The 19,704-nt window shown below is 64.1% G+C and carries 17 protein-coding genes, 1 other RNA gene and 1 pseudogene; 3 read left to right on the top strand and 16 right to left on the bottom strand.

Going from position 1 to position 19,704, the window contains the following annotated elements:
* From ftsW to mraZ, 9 genes are read right to left on the bottom strand one after another with little or no spacing between them, the layout of a single operon-like run.
* A complete protein-coding gene (gene ftsW / locus EN851_RS00875) occupies positions 1-1,152 on the bottom strand; it encodes a putative lipid II flippase FtsW (RefSeq protein WP_127275791.1) in 1,152 nt (383 codons plus the stop codon).
* Positions 1,152-2,552, bottom strand: coding sequence for a UDP-N-acetylmuramoyl-L-alanine--D-glutamate ligase (gene murD, locus EN851_RS00870; protein ID WP_135866372.1), 1,401 nt, complete (start codon positions 2,550-2,552; stop codon positions 1,152-1,154). The genes ftsW and murD overlap by 1 nt, the downstream gene beginning before the upstream one ends.
* Before the next feature lie 8 nt (positions 2,553-2,560).
* Positions 2,561-3,643, bottom strand: coding sequence for a phospho-N-acetylmuramoyl-pentapeptide-transferase (gene mraY / locus EN851_RS00865; protein ID WP_015317207.1), 1,083 nt, complete (start codon positions 3,641-3,643; stop codon positions 2,561-2,563).
* A gap of 17 nt (positions 3,644-3,660) precedes the next feature.
* Positions 3,661-5,133, bottom strand: a complete 1,473-nt coding sequence (locus tag EN851_RS00860) for a UDP-N-acetylmuramoylalanyl-D-glutamyl-2,6-diaminopimelate--D-alanyl-D-alanine ligase (protein WP_135928338.1) — start codon at positions 5,131-5,133, stop codon at positions 3,661-3,663.
* Positions 5,130-6,584, bottom strand: a complete 1,455-nt coding sequence (locus EN851_RS00855; RefSeq protein ID WP_127275794.1) for a UDP-N-acetylmuramoyl-L-alanyl-D-glutamate--2,6-diaminopimelate ligase — start codon at positions 6,582-6,584, stop codon at positions 5,130-5,132. Before EN851_RS00855 ends, EN851_RS00860 begins: the two co-directional genes overlap by 4 nt.
* 54 nt (positions 6,585-6,638) lie before the next feature.
* Entirely contained in the window at positions 6,639-8,363 is a 1,725-nt protein-coding gene (locus EN851_RS00850) for a penicillin-binding protein 2 (RefSeq protein ID WP_127275795.1), read from the bottom strand.
* A complete protein-coding gene (locus tag EN851_RS00845) occupies positions 8,360-8,755 on the bottom strand; it encodes a hypothetical protein (RefSeq protein ID WP_127275796.1) in 396 nt (131 codons plus the stop codon). Before EN851_RS00845 ends, EN851_RS00850 begins: the two co-directional genes overlap by 4 nt.
* Before the next feature lie 4 nt (positions 8,756-8,759).
* Positions 8,760-9,776 (bottom strand): 16S rRNA (cytosine(1402)-N(4))-methyltransferase RsmH, encoded by a 1,017-nt coding sequence (gene rsmH, locus EN851_RS00840; protein ID WP_135866365.1) that lies wholly within the window; start codon positions 9,774-9,776, stop codon positions 8,760-8,762.
* Positions 9,773-10,246: a division/cell wall cluster transcriptional repressor MraZ gene (gene mraZ / locus EN851_RS00835; protein WP_127275798.1), complete on the bottom strand. Its 474-nt coding sequence runs from the start codon at positions 10,244-10,246 to the stop codon at positions 9,773-9,775. The genes rsmH and mraZ overlap by 4 nt, the downstream gene beginning before the upstream one ends.
* Positions 10,247-10,653: 407 nt before the next feature.
* On the opposite strand from mraZ, the gene EN851_RS00830 reads away from it, so the two are divergent.
* Positions 10,654-11,769, top strand: coding sequence for a cystathionine gamma-lyase (locus EN851_RS00830; RefSeq protein ID WP_135928337.1), 1,116 nt, complete (start codon positions 10,654-10,656; stop codon positions 11,767-11,769).
* 8 nt (positions 11,770-11,777) lie between these two features.
* Here EN851_RS00830 and EN851_RS00825 read toward each other — a convergent pair.
* From EN851_RS00825 to EN851_RS00810, 4 genes and pseudogenes are all read right to left on the bottom strand, one after another.
* A pseudogene (locus EN851_RS00825) lies at positions 11,778-12,070 on the bottom strand (type II toxin-antitoxin system RelE/ParE family toxin).
* Positions 12,067-12,351, bottom strand: a complete 285-nt coding sequence (locus EN851_RS00820; RefSeq protein ID WP_135866360.1) for a type II toxin-antitoxin system ParD family antitoxin — start codon at positions 12,349-12,351, stop codon at positions 12,067-12,069. Before EN851_RS00820 ends, EN851_RS00825 begins: the two are co-directional and overlap by 4 nt.
* Before the next feature lie 178 nt (positions 12,352-12,529).
* An RNA gene (rnpB, locus tag EN851_RS00815) (RNase P RNA component class A) lies at positions 12,530-12,929 on the bottom strand.
* Positions 12,930-12,994: 65 nt separating this feature from the next.
* Positions 12,995-13,579: a transglycosylase SLT domain-containing protein gene (locus tag EN851_RS00810; RefSeq protein WP_245520718.1), complete on the bottom strand. Its 585-nt coding sequence runs from the start codon at positions 13,577-13,579 to the stop codon at positions 12,995-12,997.
* Between EN851_RS00810 and EN851_RS36945 the strand changes: the two genes are divergently transcribed.
* A complete protein-coding gene (locus tag EN851_RS36945) occupies positions 13,500-13,718 on the top strand; it encodes a hypothetical protein (protein WP_245520723.1) in 219 nt (72 codons plus the stop codon). The two genes, EN851_RS00810 and EN851_RS36945, sit on opposite strands and share 80 nt — an antisense overlap.
* Positions 13,719-13,925: 207 nt before the next feature.
* On the opposite strand, the gene EN851_RS00805 is transcribed toward EN851_RS36945, so the two are convergent.
* The 3 genes from EN851_RS00805 to EN851_RS00795 form a co-directional block, all read right to left on the bottom strand.
* The gene (locus EN851_RS00805) at positions 13,926-14,681 is read right to left on the bottom strand and encodes an N-acetylmuramoyl-L-alanine amidase (RefSeq protein WP_127871694.1); all 756 of its coding nucleotides are present in this window, start codon (positions 14,679-14,681) and stop codon (positions 13,926-13,928) included.
* Positions 14,678-15,397 carry a DnaJ family molecular chaperone gene (locus EN851_RS00800; protein ID WP_127275803.1) on the bottom strand — a complete coding sequence of 240 codons (720 nt, stop codon included), beginning with the start codon at positions 15,395-15,397 and terminating at the stop codon, positions 14,678-14,680. Before EN851_RS00800 ends, EN851_RS00805 begins: the two co-directional genes overlap by 4 nt.
* Positions 15,398-15,536: 139 nt before the next feature.
* Positions 15,537-15,743 carry a hypothetical protein gene (locus EN851_RS00795; protein WP_127275804.1) on the bottom strand — a complete coding sequence of 69 codons (207 nt, stop codon included), beginning with the start codon at positions 15,741-15,743 and terminating at the stop codon, positions 15,537-15,539.
* A gap of 185 nt (positions 15,744-15,928) precedes the next feature.
* On the opposite strand from EN851_RS00795, the gene EN851_RS00790 reads away from it, so the two are divergent.
* The gene (locus EN851_RS00790) at positions 15,929-19,681 is read left to right on the top strand and encodes a hydantoinase B/oxoprolinase family protein (RefSeq protein WP_135928335.1); all 3,753 of its coding nucleotides are present in this window, start codon (positions 15,929-15,931) and stop codon (positions 19,679-19,681) included.
* Positions 19,682-19,704: the final 23 nt, after the last annotated feature.

Genomic DNA, 19,704 nt, shown 5'->3' with positions numbered 1-19,704 from the left:
TCACTCCGCCGGCATGGCGCGCTGCGGCAGCGCAAAACCCATCTGCTTGCGCTTTTCCGGCCGCTTGCGCGTCAGCGCCAGCACCATCCCCATCGAGATGGCGATGGCGATCTGCGAGGAGCCGCCATAGGAGATGAAGGGCAGCGTCATGCCCTTGGCCGGCACCAGCTGCAGGTTGACGCACATGTTGATGACGGCCTGCAGGCCGAACACGGTGACCAGACCGCCGACCGCATAACGGGTGAAGTCGTCATGCTCCTTCAGCGCCGTGTTGAGACCGCGCAGCACGATGAAGGCGAAGATCGACATGATGAAGAAGCACATGATCAGCCCGAACTCCTCGCCCGCGACCGAGAAGACGAAGTCGGCATGGCTGTCGGGGATGACCCGCTTGACGGTGCCCTCGCCCGGCCCGACGCCGAACCAGCCGCCATTGATCAGCGCGTCACGCCCCATGTCGACCTGGAACGTGTCGCCTTCGCCGGTAAGGAACTTGTCGATGCGCAACGCGACGTGCGGAAACACCGTATAGGCGGCGAAGACGCCGCCGACGCCGGCCGCGCCCAGCACGATGATCCACAGCCACGGCAGCCCCGCCATGAAGAACATGATGCCCCAGGTGCCGGTGGTCAGCATGGTCTGGCCGAGGTCCGGCTGCGCCACCAGCAGCGACACGACCAGCACCAGCAGCAGCATGGCGAACAGATTGCCGGGAATGTCGGGCTGGCGTTTGTGTTCGGCGAACAGCCAGGCGCACATGATGACGAAGGCCGGCTTGAGGAATTCCGACGGCTGGATCGAGAGGCCGGCGAGCGAGACCCAGCGCCGCGCGCCCTTCACCTCGACGCCGACATAGAGCACCGCCACCATCAGCACCAGCATGAGGCACAGCATGATCAGCGACATGCGCCGGATCTCTCTGGAATCGAGGAAGGAGACCGCCAACATCACGCCGAGCGCGGGCACGGTGAAGATGATCTGTCGGGTGGCGAAATGGAAACTGTCGAGGCCGATGCGTTCGGCGACCGCGGGACTTGCCGCGAAGGACAACACGATGCCGAGCCCCATCAGCGACAGGAACGCCGCCAGGAACCAGCGATCGATGGTCCACCACCAGGTTGCGACCGGACTTTTGTCGAGACGGCTCTGCATTATCGTGCCCCTCCGATAGGTTTGACGCCATCTATAGCGCTCGCAGCTTGCCTGAAGGCTTCGCCGCGGACCTCGAAATTCTTGAATTGGTCGAAACTGGCGCAGGCCGGCGACAACAGCACCACCGCCTCGCCGCTGTCGTCCTTGGCCGCGTCATGCGCGGCATGCTCGACCGCGGCCGCCAGCGTGCCCGAGATTTCGTAGGGCACGGCCTCGCCCAGCGTCGCCGAAAAGGCGGGGGCGGCCTCGCCGATCAGATAGGCCTTGGCGATGCGCGGGAAGAAGCCGCGCAACGGTTCGATGCCGCCCTCCTTGGGCAGACCGCCGGCGATCCAGTAGATGCGGCTGAAGCTGGACAGTGCGGGAGCAGCCGCATCGGCGTTGGTCGCCTTGGAATCGTTGACGAACAGGACATGGTCCTTGCGGCCGACCTGCTCCATGCGGTGGGCGAGGCCCGGGAAGCTTTCGAGCCCCGACTGGATCTCGCCGAGGTCGAGACCGACCTTGAGGCAGGCGGCGACGGCGGCCAGCGCGTTCTGCGCATTGTGCTGGCCGCGCAGCGAGCCGATGCCTTCGAGGAAGGCGACACGGCTGTAGCGGCCATGCACCGCTTCCATCAGGTTGGTGCCGTCGGCGAAATAGCCGTCGGTCAGCGGCAGCCGCTTGGAAATACGGATGACCTGCCGCCCCGCCCGCTCCAGCCGCTCGGCAATCTGAGCGCACCAGGAATCGTCGATGCCGATGATCGCAGTCTCGCTGCCCGCCACCAGCCGCTCCTTGATCGAGGCGTAGTGCTGCATGGTGCCGTGGCGGTCGAGATGGTCGGGCGTCAGGTTGAGCAGGATGCCGGCCGTCGGATTGATCGAGGGCGCAAGGTCGATCTGGTAGGACGAGCATTCGACCACATAATGCCGGTCGGGCGCCGGCGGATCGAGCGTCATCACGGCGCGGCCGATATTGCCGCCCATCTGCGTGTCGCGCCCGGAAGCTTGAAGGATATGCGCCGTCAGCGCCGTCGTCGTCGACTTGCCGTTGGTGCCGGTGATGGCGATGAAGGGAGCATCCGGAGCGCTGAGTGTCCTCTCCCGGCAGAAAAGCTCGATGTCGCCGATGACCTCAACCCCGGCGCCACGCGCGAGCTCCACCGTCCAGTGGGGCTTGGGATGGGTCAGCGGCACGCCCGGCGACAGCACGAAAGCTGAAAAGCCAGCCCAGTCAGCGCCACGCAGGTCGCCGGTTGCGATGCCGGTGGCGGCGGCCTTGGCGACGCTGTCGGGATTGTCGTCCCAGGCCAGCACTTGTGCACCGCCCTCGATCAGAGCGCGCGCCGTGGCGATCCCCGAGCCGCCGAGCCCGAAGAGCGAAACACGCTTGCCTGCGAAGGATGCGGCGGGGATCAAATGGCAGCCTATCTGAGCTTGAGGGTGGAGAGGCCGACCAGCGCCAGGATGACGGCGATGATCCAGAAGCGGATCACCACCTGGCTTTCGGTCCAGCCGAGCTTTTCGAAATGATGATGGATCGGCGCCATTAGGAACACGCGCTTGCCGGTCATCTTGAAGTAGCCGACCTGGATGATGACCGAGAGGATCTCGACCACGAACAAGCCGCCGACGATGACGAGCACGATCTCGTGCTTGGTGGCGACCGCGACCGTGCCGATCAGGCCACCCATGGCGAGCGACCCGGTATCACCCATGAAGATCGCCGCCGGCGGCGCGTTGAACCAGAGAAAGCCAAGGCCGGCGCCAATGACCGCGCCAAGCACGACCGCCAGTTCGCCGGTGCCGGGCACGAAATGGATCTGCAGGTATTCAGCGAAGACCGCGTTGCCCGAGAGATAGGCGATGACGCCGAAGGACGCCGCCGCGATCATGATCGGCACGATCGCCAGACCGTCGAGGCCGTCGGTCAGGTTCACCGCATTGCCGGCGCCGACGATGACGAAGCAGGAGAACGGGATGAAGAACCAGCCGAGGTTGATGATGAATTCCTTGGCGAAGGGGAATGTCAGTGACGACGAGAACGGCGCCTGGCCATTGTGCATGATCGCCCAGGCGGCGATGCCGGCGATAACGAATTCCAACGCAAGCCGCGCCTTGCCGGAGAAGCCGAGATGCGACTGCTTGGTCACCTTCAGATAGTCGTCATAAAAGCCGATCGAGCCGAAGCCGAGTGTCACCAACAGCACCACCCAGACATAGATGCTGGACAGGTTCGCCCATAGAAGCGACGAGCCGATGATACCGGACAGGATCATCAGTCCGCCCATGGTCGGCGTACCCGCCTTCTTGAAATGCGTCTGCGGCCCGTCGGCGCGGATCGGTTGGCCCTTGCCTTGCCTGAGCCGCAGCGAATTGATGATGGTCGGCCCGAAGATGAAGACGATCAGCGCCGAGGTGATCAGCGCCCCGCCGGTGCGGAACGTGATGTAGCGGAAGACATTGAAGACAGAGACCTTGTCCGCGAAATCGACCAGCAGTGTGAACATGCGCTTTCGTCCCCCGACTAGGTCTGGTTGCTGGTTGTCGTCTCGGCCGGGAATTTGCCCAGCAGCGCATCGACCAGTTTTGCAAAACCGATGCCCTTCGACGATTTGATCATCACCACGTCGCCCGGCCTTAGCGCGGCGAGCAGAACCGGCTTCAACTCCTCGACGCCGGCGCGGTATTCCGTCCTGATATCGCCCGGCAGCGCTTCCGCCAGCGACCGCATCTCCGGCCCGCCGAGAAAGACTGTCCGCGTGCCCGTGCCGACGATGAGATCGGCAAGGGCGGCATGCAGCTTTGCCGAATGGTCGCCGAGCTCCAGCATGTCGCCAAGCACGGCGATGCGTCTGCCCTCGCCCGTCACCGGCGTCGCGTTGAGCAGCGCCATGGCGGCCGCCATCGAGGCCGGATTGGCGTTGTAGCTCTCGTCGATCAGCGTGATCGGGCCACCGTGCCTCGGGCCACCGGGCTGGCCCGAAGTCGGGCCACCGGGATGCCGCAGCACATGGCGCTTGCCGCGCCCGCGCTCGGCGGAGAGATCGGCCAGCGCCAATGCCACCTTGTCGAGATCGGCGCCGACCAGATGCGCGGCGCCCAGCACGGCCAGCACGTTTTGCACCATGTGCCGGCCGGGCGCTCCGATACGAGCGATCATATCGTGGCCGCTGATCCTGGCGGCGATGTCGGAATGGTCGGCATGCAACTCGCACTTGACCAGCTTGAACGTCGAGCGCGCATTCTCGCCGAAGCCATAGACATGCTCGACGCCGGCAGCTTGCGCCATCTTGTCCAGCAGCTTGAAACGCGCATCGTCGCGGTTGAGAACCGCGGCGCCCTCGGGTTCCAGCCCTTCAAAAATCTCGGCCTTGGCCCTGGCGATCTCGTCCAGATTGCGGAAGAAGCCAAGATGCGCGGCCGCGATCATGGTGACGATGGCGACATGCGGCCGCACCATCTTCACCAGCGGCTGGATCTCGTCGGGATGGTTCATGCCGATCTCGAACACGGCATAATCGCAGTCATCGGGCATGCGCGCCAGGGTCAGCGGCACGCCCCAATGGTTGTTGAACGACTGCGCCGAGGCATGCACCTTGCCGACGGCCGAAAGCACGTGGCGCAGCGCCTCCTTGGTGGTGGTCTTGCCCGCGGAACCGGTGACCGCGATGATCTTGGCCTGCGAGCGGGCGCGCGACGCGACACCGAGCTTTTCCAGCGCAACCAGAACGTCCTCGACGACGATGATCGGCGCGGTCAGCCGGCCAAGCGACGGCAGCTTGCCTTCTGCCACCACCAGCACGCCGGCGCCGGCCTTGATGGCCGCGGTGACGAAGTCATGGCCGTCCATCGTCTCGCCCTTGATGGCAAAGAAGGCGTCGCCCGGCTGCAGGCTGCGGCTGTCGATCGAAATGCCCGATATACCTTCGGGCATGGGGCCGAGCGGCCGCCCGTCCGTGGCGGCAACCAGCGCTTCCGAAGTCCACAGCAAACTCATGCGGCACGCTCCCTGAGCGCGGCGCGCACTTCCTCGTGGTCGGAGAAATGCAGGGTTTCCGAGCCGATCGTCTGGCCTTCCTCATGGCCCTTGCCGGCCACGATCAGCGTGTCGCCGGCATGCAGCATGCGGACAGCCTCGTGGATTGCCTTGCGCCGGTCACCGATTTCGATGGCGCCGGGCGCCGCGGCAAGAATGGCGGCGCGGATGCTTTCGGGCACTTCGGAGCGCGGATTGTCGTCGGTGACGATGACGACATCGGCGAGCCGGGTCGCGATCTCGCCCATGATCGGTCGTTTGCCCCGGTCACGGTCGCCGCCGCAGCCGAACACGACCATCACGCGACCGGTGGTGAACGGACGCACCGAGGCCAGCACATTCTCCAGCGCATCCGGCTTGTGGGCGTAATCGACATAGACCGGAGCCCCGCTCGCCGTGGTACCGACGAGGTCGAGCCTGCCCGGCGCGCCTTTCAATTTCTCCAATGCCCCCAAGGCCTTGGCGACAGGTGTTCCGGTGGAAATGGCAAGCCCCGCCGCAACCAGCGCGTTGGCGATCTGGAAATCGCCGGCGAGCGGCAGGTCGATTTCGTGGATCACACCGTCGGCTTCGACCTCGGCACGCTGGCGATGACGCTCATGCTCGACCCGCTTCAGCCTGAGGAAATCGCCATGACGGCCGACCGTCAGCACGTCGAGCCCGGCGGCCCGAGCCGCCTTTATCGTGGGTTCCGACCAAGGATCGTCGGCGAAGACGATCGCCGGTGCGCCCTTCGGCAGCAGCGTGTCGAACAGGCGCAATTTGGCACGGTGATAATCCTCGACCGTCGGATGGTAATCCATGTGGTCGCGGCCGAGATTGGTGAAGCCGCCAGCCGAGAGCTTCACCCCATCGAGGCGGCGCTGGTCGAGCCCGTGGCTGGAGGCCTCAATCGAGGCGTGGCTAACGCCGGCATCCGCCAATTCCCGCAGCAACTGATGCAGGGCGACCGGATCGGGTGTCGTCAGTGAACCATATTCGTTGCGGCCAGGCGCGACCACGCCGGTGGTACCGATCGAGGCGGCAGCGTATCCCGCCTGCTCCCAGATCTGCCGGGTGAAGGCGGCGACCGACGTTTTGCCACTGGTACCGGTCACGGCGACCATGGTTTGCGGCTGCCTGCCGAAATAGCGGGCGGCACTCAACGCCAGTGCCAGGCGCGGATCATCGACCGCCAGCACCGGAACCGGCAAATCGGCCAGGCCACTGCCTTTGCCCGTGACGATCGCTGCAGCGCCACGTCGGGCCGCGTCGGCGGCGTAGCTCGCGCCATCGGCCTTGGTTCCGGCAAGCGCGAAAAAGACGACGCCGGGTTTCACCTGGCGGGAATCGGACGAGATGCCTGTAACCTCCAGATCGACGGAAGCTGTTCCTTCGACTGGCAGGATACCGGCTAGATCTTTGAGCTTCATCGAGTCCCGTTCACCGCAACAAAATAGCGCGCAGTTGCCGGCGCGCCCCAAGAATCACTGATAGGAAACCAGCGTTGCACCATTTTCATGGCTGAAATCTGGCTTCACGCCAAGCATGGCCGCTGCACGCCTGATGATATTGCCCGCCATGACCCCCGCATTGTTGGCCGCGACGTCGGTCATCCCAGGCTTTTCCGGATGCGGGGCGTCGGCGATCGTGAACACCAGATATTGCGGATCATCCATCGGGAAGGCGGCGACAAAGGTGTTGAAATTCAATTCCTTCGAGTAACGGCCGTTGATGACCTTCTCGGCCGTTCCGGTCTTGCCGCCGACGCGGTAGCCGGGAACCCGGGCATTTCTGGCCGAACCCTTCTCGGCGTTGAGCGAATAGAGGTAGCGCATGCCCTCGACGGTCTTTTCGGTAACCACTTTCTTGGCCGCCGCCATCGCATCCTCCTGGCTGCGGACCAGAAATGTAGGCTGCATCAGAAAGCCGCCATTGACCAGCGCCGCGCAGCCGACAGCCGCTTGCAGCGGCGTCGTCGACACGCCATGGCCGAAGGCGATGGTGAACGAATTGACCTGCTTCCACACCTTCGGCTCGGTCGGGCGGGCGACTTCGGGCAGTTCGGTCTGCATCTTCTCCAGAATGCCGAGGCGATGCAGGAATTCGCGGTGCGCCTCGATGCCGACCAGCTCGGCCTCCCTGGCCGACCCGATGTTGGACGAATAGAGGAAGACCTCCGGCAGCGACAGCACACGGTTCTTGCCGTGGAAATCGTGAATGGCCTGGTGGCCGACCCGGATTGGATGCGAAGCGTCGAAGCGGCTCGACATCGTCGCCTTGCCGGAATCGAGCGCCATGGCCGAGGTGAAGCTCTTGAAGGTCGAGCCCATCTCATAGAGCCCCGCCGACATCCGGTTAAGCCGGTCCTTGTCCTGCGCGTTGTAGGGATTGTTCGGATCGAAATCCGGCACCGAGGCCATGGCCACCACTTCGCCGGTCTTGACGTTGAGCACGACGGCGCCAGCGCCCATGGCGCGATAGCGCTCCAGGCCGGCGGCGATCTCGTCGCGCACCACATGCTGGACGCGCAGATCGATCGAAAGCTTCACCGGCCTGAGATCCTTCGCCACCGCCAGGCCCGACGCCTGCAGGTCGCTCAGGCCCTGCTCATCGATATATTTCTCCATGCCGGAGATGCCCTGGTTGTCGATGTTGGTCAGGCCGACGATGTAGGAGGAGGTCTCGCCGCTCGGATAAAAACGGCGCTTTTCGGTGCGGAAGCCAAAGCCGGGAATGCCGAGCTGCATGATGTCGGCCTGCTGCTTGGGCGTCAGTTGCCGCTGCAGCCAGACGAAGCCGGCGCCGCTCTTCAGCTTGTGATAGGTCTGCTCGTAGTCGATTTCGGGCAGCACCGTCGACAGCTTCTCGATAGCCTCATCGGCATCGACGATGCGGCGCGGCTCGGCGAACAGCGACGCCGTCTTGATGTCGGTGGCCAGAACTTCACCGTTGCGATCGACAATGTCGGGACGTGACGCCGTCACCCGGCTTTGCGGACCGCCCGACAGGTCGGGTGTCTGGAAACCGAGATAGACCAGCCGCCCCGATATGGTCGAGAAGATGCCGAAGAACACCGCCATCGTCATCACGATGCGGGCCTTGCCCTTGCCGCCGGTCGCCTTGCGGGCGCCTTCGACCACGATCGACCCGTCCTCGCTTGTCCTGGCGCGGCCTACCGTGGCGAAGCGCTTCAGCAGTTTGCCGATCATTGGGCGATGTCTCCGGTGACGACGGGATCCTTGTCGCCCGAGGGCGCCTTGTCGGAATTGTCGGCCACGGCGCCCTGGCGCCCGTTCAGGATGTCCTGGATGTCGAGCGCCTTGGCCGGCAGGTCGCCCAGGCCCACGATCTGCCGGCCACTGACCGGCTCCAATGCGAGCTGCGCCTTATAGAGTTCGGCCAGCTTCTGCAGCCGCGACGGCTGGGTGAGCAGGCTCCAGTCGGCCTTGAGCAGGTCGATCGTGTCCTCCTCAAAGCGTATCTCGGCATGGATCTTCTGCACGGCCGCCAACTGGTCCTCGGCCTCGCGCTTGGCCTTGTAGGTCAGGGCCGCTGCCGAAACCATGACGGCGATCAGGACAATGTCGCTGGTACGAAACACGTGCTTACCTCTCCCCCGGCCGATCGATGCCGGGAAGCTTTGGAAGGCCGAAAATCGAAAAATCGTCGCCGCGCGCCGGCGCCTCGGTGCGGACCGCCGCGCGCAGCCTGGCCGAGCGGGCGCGTGGGTTGGCCGCAACCTCGGCGTCGCCTGCCGTCACGCCGCCACCAGCCTTGCGGAAAGTCGCGGTGCGCGCCTGCGCCTCCGGCATGTGGCGCGAGCCGGTCATGGCGTCGGCGCGATCGGCGATGAAGCGCTTGACGATGCGGTCTTCAAGCGAATGGAACGTCACCACGACAAGTCGGCCGCCTGGCTTCAGCGCGCGTTCGGCCGCGAACAGCGCCTTGGCCAATTCACCGAGCTCGTCATTGACGAAGATGCGCAGCGCTTGAAAAACGCGGGTCGCCGGATGGATCTTGTCCTTCGGCGCGCGGCCGATATGCGTCTCGATGGCGTCGGCGAGTTCCAGCGTGCGCTCGAACGGCCGTTTTTCCCGGCGCGCCTCGATCATGCGGGCGATACGGCCGGCGTGACGCTCCTCTCCGAGGAAGCCGAAGATGCGGGCAAGGTCGCCCGGCTTGAAACTGTTGACGACATCGGCGGCGCTCAGGCCCGCCTGCGCCATGCGCATGTCGAGCGGGCCGTCGAAGCGGAAGGAAAAGCCGCGCTCGGCCTGGTCGATCTGCATAGAGGAGACGCCGATGTCGAGGACGACGCCATCGGCGCTGTCGATGTGTTCGTCGAGCGTCGAGAACGGCGCCTGCACCAGCCTCAGCCGACCGCCGGACTGCGCCTCGAGGTCGCGGCCGGCCGCGATGGCATCCGGATCGCGGTCGATCGCAACCACGGACGCGCCAGCCGCCAGGATGGCCTTCGTATAGCCACCGGCGCCGAACGTACCGTCGATGATGATGTCGCCCTCCGCCGGCGCCAGCGCTTCCAGCACTTCGCCAAGGAGGACCGGAATGTGGCGGACCGATCCGCCAACGGCGTTGTTATCATCGCCGTGGCCCACCATCATTCCGGTCGCTCCCCAGCCTTGGCCTCGTGAGCCTTCGTCCCCTGCCGAAGCTGCAAAAGCCTGGCCCGCGCCTGCGCCCCATAGGTCGCAAGCCGTCCCGGCTCCCAGATCTGAAAGAAATTGCCGCGCCCGACAAAGGCCACTTCCGCCGAGATGCCGGTATGTTCGCGAATGAAATCGGTCATGGTTATGCGGCCGTCCTGGTCGAGTTTCAGGAACGCTCCGTCGCCATGGCAGAAGAACGACATGTCGTCCGCCGTCTGCAGGAAGGGGTCTTCCCGGGCGATGCGCTGCTCGTAACGGTCGAGCAGGTCGAGCCCGCCGACATCCATCGCCGTCAGGTCCAGGCAACGCAGCGCATAGAGCTCTGAATAACCGCGCTTCTGCACCACGGCACGAAAATGCGCGGGAACGGACACCCGCCCCTTCGCATCGATCCTGCTCACCGTGTTCGACAGAAACCGGTCCATCACACGTTACGGCCGCTTGCGCCGCCGCACCCCTCTTCATCGTGTCGCACGCGCCACCGCCGCGCGTTGCCTGCCCCGCACCCACCTCGTCCACACGGGCGAAAACCGGCAAACGCACAGCCGCCGCGGCTGCCCGATTGGCGTACGCTTTACCCTGACGCGGAACGAAGGCTTTGATGTCGAAATGGGATATCATGGGGCACTATGGGCGTCAACGGGAATAGGCTTCTCAAACACGCGCGCCACGCCGACGAGAAAGGCTTTGACAGCGCGCCTCGTCTTTATGATCCATTAAGCCTAACGAAGCGTTTAGAGCCTGCCTGGCCCAACTGGAGGCGCCTTGCCGCAAACCGCGGCCGGGCATAGCGTCTCGTCCATCTCACCGATCACCAAGGGATTTGAAATCGATGCCTGAAACTGCGAAGTCGCGCGCTGCGGCCCTTCCCCATTTGCGTCGCAGCGGGTTCGCCATGGGCGATTCCATTCCCCTGCCGCTGACCATGGCCGCCATCTTCCATGCACCGGGCGACGCCACCGGCTTCAACCAGTACGGCCGCTTCAGCAACCCGACCTGGGATGCCGTCGAACACATGTTGTCCCATCTGGAAGACGCGCCTTGCGTCGGTTTTCCCTCGGGGATGGCGGCGATCTCGGCGGCATTCTTTGCCGTGCTCAAGGCCGGCGACCATATCCTGCTGCCTTCGGACGGCTATCACACCACCAGGGCGCTGGCCGACCGCTTCCTGAAGCCGCTCGGCGTCACCTACGATGTCAGGCCGACATCGACCTTCCTCGACGGCGGCTTCGCGGGTTACCGCCTGGCCTTCGTCGAAACGCCCGCCAATCCGGGACTGGACATCTGCGATATCGCCGCTATCGCCAAAGCCGTTCACAAGGCGGGCGCGCTGCTGGTGGTCGACAACACGACGATGACGCCCTTCGGCCAGCGCCCTCTCGATCATGGTGCCGATATCGTTGTCGCCGCCGACACCAAGGCGCCCAATGGCCATTCCGACGTGCTGTTCGGCCATGTCGCCAGCCGCAATGCGGACATCATCGCCGCCGTGACCGGCTGGCGCGAGGTCTCGGGCAGCATCCCCGGCCCGTTCGAAGCCTGGCTGGTGCATCGCGGCCTGGAAACATTGGACGTGCGTTTCGACCGCATGTGTTCGTCGGCGGAAGTGATCGCGCGGCGGCTGCAGGGCCATAGGGCGATCAGGGGCCTGCGTTATCCCGGCCTGGAAGGCGATCCCTCGCACAATCTTGCCCGCGCCCAGATGGAGCGCTTCGGCTTCCTCATCTCCTTCGAACTCGCTTCCGAGCAGAAAGCCGAGGATTTCATCAACGGCTGCGAATTGATGCAGGCCGCGACCTCCTTCGGCGGCGTCCACACCTCGGCCGAGCGGCGTTTGAAGCGAGGCGACGCGGTGCCGGCTGGCTTCGTACGCCTGTCGGTCGGCTGCGAGCCGGTGGAAGAACTCTGGAAGGCGATCGAGGCCTCGCTGGACAGGGTCAGCGGCTGACAAATCCACTACGAGCCGAGGTCATCGGCTTCGATGTTGCGGCGACCATGCAGCACGCGAAGAATTTCGATCGCATCACCGCCGACCCGGTACAAGGTGAGGTAGTCGCCGACGACCAGGTGACGAATACCGGTGCTATGTCGTCGCGTGGCGCACCTGAGACGGGATGCAACGTCAGCAAATCCCAACGTCTTTCCAGCGCATCCACGAAGCGAACAGCAGCGCGCGGGTCGTGGCTGGCGATGTAGTCGCCGATGCTTTCGAGATCGACGGTGGCTTGAGGAAGCAGTCGGTATTTCACTCCTGGAAGCCTTGGACCTCGGCCCTCTTCAGGTATTTCGCGCGCAGTCGTTCCATGATTGGCTGGCCGTCTTGCGCAGGCCCGCTGTCGATCCCCTCCTGCACCAGCTTGCGCAGTTCTTCGACCGTGTAGCCCATCAGGTCGCGGCGGTCCTTCCATTGCCGCAACGCATCGCGGATCACCTCGCTCGCCGAGGCGTATTCTCCAGCCGCGACCACATCGTCGACCGCCCGCGCCAGTTCCGGCGAAAGCGTGATGCTGCGTTTGTCCACCTGACCCATGATAGGCTCCCGATGATGAGCCGCGATGGTACGATTTAATCGCACCAGTTTCAAGGAAGTCGGCGGAGATCTCTGGCTGTGGCGACGCAAAGTAGCTCCGCGCCCTTAAATCAGAAGGTGCGGCCAGGGGCGCAACCTTCTGATATCGAAAGACTTAATCCATATATGATGGAGAAAAATTGCCAGCCGGCCTGTAAGCCGGGTTTTGTATGGCCCTCGCCCCTTGCGAAGCGAGAACGTGGCGGCCATTCATCTTGGGCGCATGTTGCCATGCGCCTCACGCAACCTACCCGGACGGTGAGCCGGAAACAGCCCTCGAGGGTTTCCCCTCGCACCGCCCCTATTCGGCCTTGCTCCCGGTGGGGTTTACCGTGCCGCTCCTGTTGCCAGTCGCGCGGTGGGCTCTTACCCCACCCTTTCACCCTTACCCCGACAAAGTCGTGGCGGTTTGCTTTCTGTGGCACTTTCCCTGGGGTCGCCCCCGCCGGCCATTAACCGGCACCGTGTCTCCATGGAGCCCGGACTTTCCTCACCCGCGGCCTTTCGGCGTTTGCGGGTGCGGCCGCCCGGCCAGCTGGCAGAGCGTATAAAGGGGTTCACACCCCAAAACGCAACCGAAAAAGCCGATTGTGACCGGTTCTCGTCAAGCCGGCGCGCCGACAGCCGCCAGCTGAACCTTGACCTTGCTGCAGTAAGCCGCGGAAACCGGGTTCATGCGAGTGGCGCCATGGCCGGCATTGTATTTGAGGATCGTGCCGCAGGTCGTGCCGCCACCGAGGTCGCGCGCCATGGCGAGGTACTTCATGCCGTATTTGATGTTGGTGTCTGGATCGAACAGGCCCTTGGCCGACCCGTTGTAACCCATCATCCGCGCGGTTGCCGGCTTGATCTGCATCAGGCCGATCTCACCGGCGCCGCCGACCATGTTCGGCCGATAGTTGCTCTCGATCTTGATCACGGCGTGGGCCAGCGACACCGGAACCCCGTAGCTCGCCGCGTAGCGGGCGACAATCGCGGAATATTGGCCGCTGCTCGCCACTGCCGCGGTCGCCGCGGCGACGTTGCTGAGACCGATCGATGCCGTCGTCGTCATGTCAACGGTTTTGCGGCCGCGTTTCGTCTGCCTTTTGGCGGGGGATTTCCTTGCCTTGGTCCAGCTTGCCTTTTCCACTTTCGCGGAAGCCTGCTTCGTCGTCGCCTTCGCACTCTTGGTGCTTTTGGCCGAAATGGCCTTGCCTTTGGCGGATGTCGCGACCAGACCCTGGTCGGCCCGCTGGCTTAACGGCGCGGCGTCGGCTGCGCTGGAGGCAAAACTCATTACCCCGGCAGCAAGAGCTGCCGTTAAAACGGTCAATTTCTGCATGTGATCCTGTTCTGTTGGGACCACGCGAAGATTTTCGCGCGGCATCGCTTGATCAATATCGGATCACCCGGGGGCTGGACGTCCGACAAACTGTACGAAAGGCCCTTTGAAGCCCGATTTGGCGCCAATGAAGGCGGGGCAAGTCACTTTAAGTGACAGGTTGTAACTTTACGGTTGAGGAGGATTACTTGGACCGGCTCTTGACGTGAGGTCAACTCGTGACGGAGGCAAGCAGCCTCTGGAGCGTGCGCATCGTCGAGCCGTCGGCAACTCCGTCGACCCGGCGCGGCCGGAAATGCCGTTGGAAGGCCTCGACGACGATCCGTGTCCGATCGTCGAAAACGCCCGTTATCTCGACACCATAGCCATAGAGCGACAGCATCGACTGCAGCGCCTCGACATCGGCACCGTAGTCGCCTGGCTTCAGCGCGGCTCCGCGCCTGACGGGCGCGGCTGGCACGAGATGACCGACACCGGCCTTAAACAGCACGGCCCATGGAAACTTCTCGCCAGGATCGATCTTGCGACCAGGCGCCACGTCGGAATGCGCCAGCACCCGCTCGGCGGCGATCGCATGCCGTGCTGCAATCCCCTTGCACAGCCTGATCACCGCATTGATCTGGCGTCGCGGAAAGCCGGGATAGCCCAGCGAATGGCCCGGATTGACGATTTCGATGCCGACCGAGCAGGAATTGATGTCGGTGTGTCCGAACCAGGAACTCTGGCCGGCATGCCAGGCTCGGTCGCTTTCCCGGACCATCTGCACGATGTGGCCATTCTCATGGACGAGATAGTGCGACGAGACTTCACTCGCCGGATCGCACAGCCAGGCTTCGGCACCGATACCGGTCGCCATGCCCGTATAGTGCAGCACGATCATGTCGGGCTTCTGCCTGTCGCGCCTTGGCCCGAAATTCGGCGATACCCTGACCTCGGCACTCGGCTCGTCGGGCAGGAAGCCGCTCATGCGTGCCGCAGGCCCCGCTCGATCATCTCGTAGGCGGCGTTGATCGCCGCGACCCTGGTCGTCGCGATCTTGATGAATTCCTGCGGCAGTCCGCGCGCGATCAGCCGGTCCGGGTGGTTGTCGGACACCAGCTTGCGGTAACGCTTCCTGACCTCCTCGAACGGCTTGCCGCGCTCGATACCGAGCACGACATAGGGGTCGCCGGCGCCAAGATTGACATGCCGCGCCATGATCGATTCGTAGTGCGCCTCATCGATGCGGAAGATCTCGGCGATACGATGCAGGAAAATGCCTTCGCGCTCATGCACCAGCCCGTCGGCCTTGGCGATGTGGAACAGGCCGTCGAGTATGTCTTCCAGCATCACGCAATTGGAGTGCCCGGAGCCGCACATCTGCGCCATGCGCTCGGCATAGGTTTCGAAACCGGCCACATCCCGCTGGGCGAGATCGAACAGCCGCGCGACATTGCGCGTCTCTTTCGCCGGCACTTCGAAGATTTCCTGGAAGGCGCGCACCTCATCCTGGGTGACGATGCCGTCGGCCTTGGCCATCTTGGCCGAAAGCGCGATCATCGCCACTGAGAAGGCGACGCGGCGGCGCAGGTCGGCGTCGCCGGAGAAAACCGTGCGCACAGCCTCGACCACGTCGGCGACGCCAGACGTGGTTGAAGACGAAACCCGGGTGATGAAGTCGCCGAGGCGGTCCCAAATCGACATGGCCAGCTTCATAGAGCCAACCGGTCCCCGCTATCAAGCCAATAACGGCCAACTTGTGGGGCCTGTGAACGAAGGGCCCCTACGAGAAAAAGGCCGACATCAAGCCGGCCTTCCTCCCAAGACACTTACTGCTTACAAACTACTGCGCGGGCGCAGGAGCAGGCGTTGCCGGAGCCGGCTCGGCAGGCTTGGTCGAATTGTCAGCCGGGGCCGCCGGCTTCATCGGCTGCTCGGCGGCCGGCGGATTGGTGCTCTGGGTCGTGGTCTTGTCGGTGCCGCTATCGCTGCATGCCGCGACGCCAAGCAGGACAAGCGCCGAAACCGACGCAAGAATGAGCTTTTTCATGACATCTCTCCTTCAACACACGCTCACGTTGCAGTGAACGGTCGAAGGGAAAATGCATGACCGGGCCAAGGGTTTCGTAACGTTGCGTTTCCACCTGTAACATCAATGGCATGCAGGCGACATTGCTGCCGGCGCTTCGGCGCTTTAACAACGACACCGGACAACGGAATACCGGAGACAACCGCATGACCGCCAAATGGGATTTCTGGATCGATCGCGGCGGCACCTTTACCGATATTATCGGCCGTGACCCGCAAGGCGGGCTGCATCCGCGCAAGCTGCTGTCGGAGAATCCCGAAGCCTATGCCGATGCCGCCATTCAGGGCATCCGCGATCTGCTCGGCCTTGGACCGGCCGCCGCGATTCCGTCCGGCCTGATCGGCGACATCAAGATGGGAACCACGGTGGCCACCAACGCCCTTCTGGAGCGCAAGGGCGACCGTGTGTTGTTGCTTGTCACCAAGGGGTTTCGCGATGCGCTAGGGATAGCCTACCAGGCGCGACCCGACATTTTCGCCAAGGAGATCATTCTTCCCGAGCAACTCTACGAGCGCGTCATCGAGGTCGGCGAGCGCGTGCTCGCCGACGGCTGCGTCGAACGGCTGCTCGATATCGCGGCTTGCCGGCCGGCCATAGAACAAGCGAAAGCCGATGGCATCGATGCCGTTGCCATCGTCTTCATGCATGCCTGGAAATATCCAGACCACGAGAAGGCGGTGGCCAAGGTCTGCCGCAAGCTCGGTTTCGGCCAGGTCTCGGTCAGCCACGAGGTCTCGCCGCTGATCAAGCTGGTCGGGCGCGGCGACACTGCGGTGGTGGATGCTTATCTGTCGCCCATCCTGTCGCGCTATGTGCAAAGGGTGGCGGGAGAACTGGGCGCGGCGCCAATCTCCCCCCTCGTGGGGGAGATGTCGGCGAAGCCGACAGAGGGGGGCGCTGCCCCGCCAACGTCTCGTTCTGTCGCGCCCCCCTCTGCCCTGCCGGGCATCTCCCCCACAAGGGGGGAGATCAGCCAATCCCCGCCTCGTCTGATGTTCATGATGTCTTCTGGCGGGCTCACCGCCGCAGACATGTTCCAGGGCAAGGACGCGCTGCTGTCAGGTCCGGCCGGCGGCGTGGTCGGCATGGTCGAGACGGCCAAGCTCGCTGGCTTCGACAAGGTCATCGGCTTCGACATGGGCGGCACCTCCACCGATGTCGCCCACTATGATGGCGAATATGAGCGAGCCTTCGACACCGAAGTCGCCGGTGTGCGCGTCCGCGCGCCGATGATGCGCATCCACACCGTCGCCGCCGGCGGCGGCTCGATCCTGCATTACGAGGCAGGCCGTTTCCGCGTCGGACCGGACTCCGCGGGCGCCAATCCCGGCCCCGCCGCCTACCGGCGCGGCGGCCCGCTGGCCGTCACCGATGCCAACGTCATGCTCGGCAAGCTGCAGCCCGATTTCTTCCCCTCGATCTTCGGCCCCGGTCAGGACGCGCCGCTCGACGCGCAAACCGTGCGCGCGAAATTCGCGTCACTTGCCGCCGGGATCGGCGATGGCCGCTCACCGGAAGCGGTCGCCGAAGGCTTCGTCACGATCGCTGTCGAGAACATGGCCAATGCGATCAAGAAGATTTCCGTGCAACGTGGCTACGACGTCACCGAATATCTGCTGAACTGCTTTGGCGGCGCCGGTGGCCAGCACGCCTGCCTGGTCGCGGATGCACTCGGCATGGAGGCGGTGCTGATCCATCCTTTCTCCGGCCTGCTTTCGGCCTATGGCATCGGGCTGGCGTCGGTCTTTGCCTCACGCCAGCAGGCGCTGCTCAAGCCGCTCGCCGAGGAATCCAGAGCGGAGATCGGCAACCTCATCGCCATCTTGAAAAGGGCCGTGGTCGCGGAGCTTGCGGCGCAAGGCATCGCCGAGGGCTCGGTCGCCACCAGGCCGGTGCTGCACATCCGTTATGACGGCACAGATACGGCACTGCCGGTGAATTTCGAGGCAGACTCGATCTTCCAGGCCAGGCGCGATTTCGAAATCGCCCACAAGGCGCAATTCGGCTTCGTCTATGACGACAAGCCGATGATCGTCGAGACCGTCGGCGTCGAAGGCACCGAAACCGGCCAGACGACCGCCGAAGCCTATGCGCCCACCGGACCTGCAAGGGTCAACTCAGCCGCTTCCGAGAGCCGGCGTATCTATACGGAAGGCCGGTGGCATGAAGCAGGCGTCTACCGTCGCGAGAACCTCAGGCCGTCCAGTCTGGTCGCAGGCCCCGCCTTGATCACCGAGCCGAACCAGACCATCGTCGTCGAGCCGGGTTGGCAAGCCGAAATCACCAACCTCAATCACGTCGTCATACGCCGCACGGAAAGGAAAGCGCGCGCCGCCGCCCTTGGCACGCAAGCCGATCCGGTGATGCTCGAAGTCTTCAACAATCTGTTCATGTCGATCGCCGAGCAGATGGGCGTGACGCTGCAGAACACCGCCTATTCCGTCAACATCAAGGAAAGGCTGGATTTCTCCTGCGCCGTCTTCGACCACACCGGGGCGCTGGTCGCCAATGCGCCGCACATGCCGGTGCATCTCGGCTCCATGGACCGCTCGGTCGAGACCATCATCAGGCTGAACTCCGGCGACATCCACGCCGGCGATGTCTTTGCCTTGAACGCCCCCTATAATGGCGGCACGCATCTGCCCGACATCACCGTGGTGACGCCGGTCTTCGACGATACCCAGAAGAACATCCTCTTCTGGACGGCCTCGCGCGGCCACCATGCCGACATTGGCGGCACCGCCCCCGGCTCGATGACGCCGCTCGCCACCACGGTCGACGAGGAAGGCGTGCTGTTCGACAATTTCCGCATCGTCGACCGCGGAAAATTCCGCGAGACGGAGCTGCACACGCTGCTCACCGAGCATCGCTATCCGGCCCGCAACCCGCACCAGAACATCGCCGACCTGAAGGCGCAGATCGCAGCCAACGAGAAGGGTGTGGCGGAGCTGCGCAAGATGGTCGCGCATTTCGGTCTCGACGTCGTCGAGGCCTATATGGGCCATGTCCAGGACAACGCCGCCGAAAGCGTGCGCCGCGTGCTGGAACGGCTGCCGGACACGTCGGATTATGAATATCCGACCGATACCGGTCAGGTCATCAAGGTGAAGATCACGGTCGACCGGCAAAAGCGTGAGGCGACTGTCGACTTCACCGGCACGTCGCCTGTCATGAAGAACAATTTCAACGCGCCCGAGCCGGTCGCCCGTGCCGCCGTGCTCTACGCCTTCCGTGTCATGGTCGAGGACATGATCCCGATGAATGCCGGGTGCCTCAGGCCGATCAACATCGTCATCCCCGATGGCTGCATGCTCAAGCCCACCTACCCTGCCGCCGTCGTCGCCGGCAATGTCGAGACTTCGCAGCACGTCACCAACGCGCTGTTCGGCGCCATGGGCGCGATGGCCAATGCGCAAGGCACGATGAACAACCTGACTTTCGGCAACAAGCAGTACCAGTATTACGAGACGATTTGCTCCGGTTCGCCCGCCGGACACATGAACTCCGGCCGCGGCTTTGCCGGCACGTCGGGCGTGCACACCCACATGACCAATTCGCGCCTCACCGACCCGGAGGTGCTGGAGCTGCGCTTCCCCGTGGTGCTGGAGGATTTTCACATTCGCGAGGGTTCCGGCGGCAAGGGCAAATGGAATGCCGGCGACGGCACCAAACGCACCATCCGCTTCCTCGAGACGATGGAATGCGCGATCCTGTCCTCGCACCGCAACCGCCCGCCGGAAGGACTGGACGGCGGCGGCGACGGCGAGACCGGCTCGACCAAGGTGCGCCGCAACGACGGCACTGTTGAGACGCTGAAGGCTTGCGACCAGACCGTGCTCGACGCTGGCGAAGCCGTCATTGTGACCACGCCGACGCCCGGCGGGTTCGGTAAGTTGTAAGAAAGGCGTCAACAGGCTGTCAC

It is taken from the genome of Mesorhizobium sp. M8A.F.Ca.ET.208.01.1.1, assembly GCF_004791315.1.
GTDB lineage: Bacteria > Pseudomonadota > Alphaproteobacteria > Rhizobiales > Rhizobiaceae > Mesorhizobium.
Note: the sequence above shows the minus strand (reverse complement) of the source record. Positions and strands in the feature narration are given on the sequence as shown.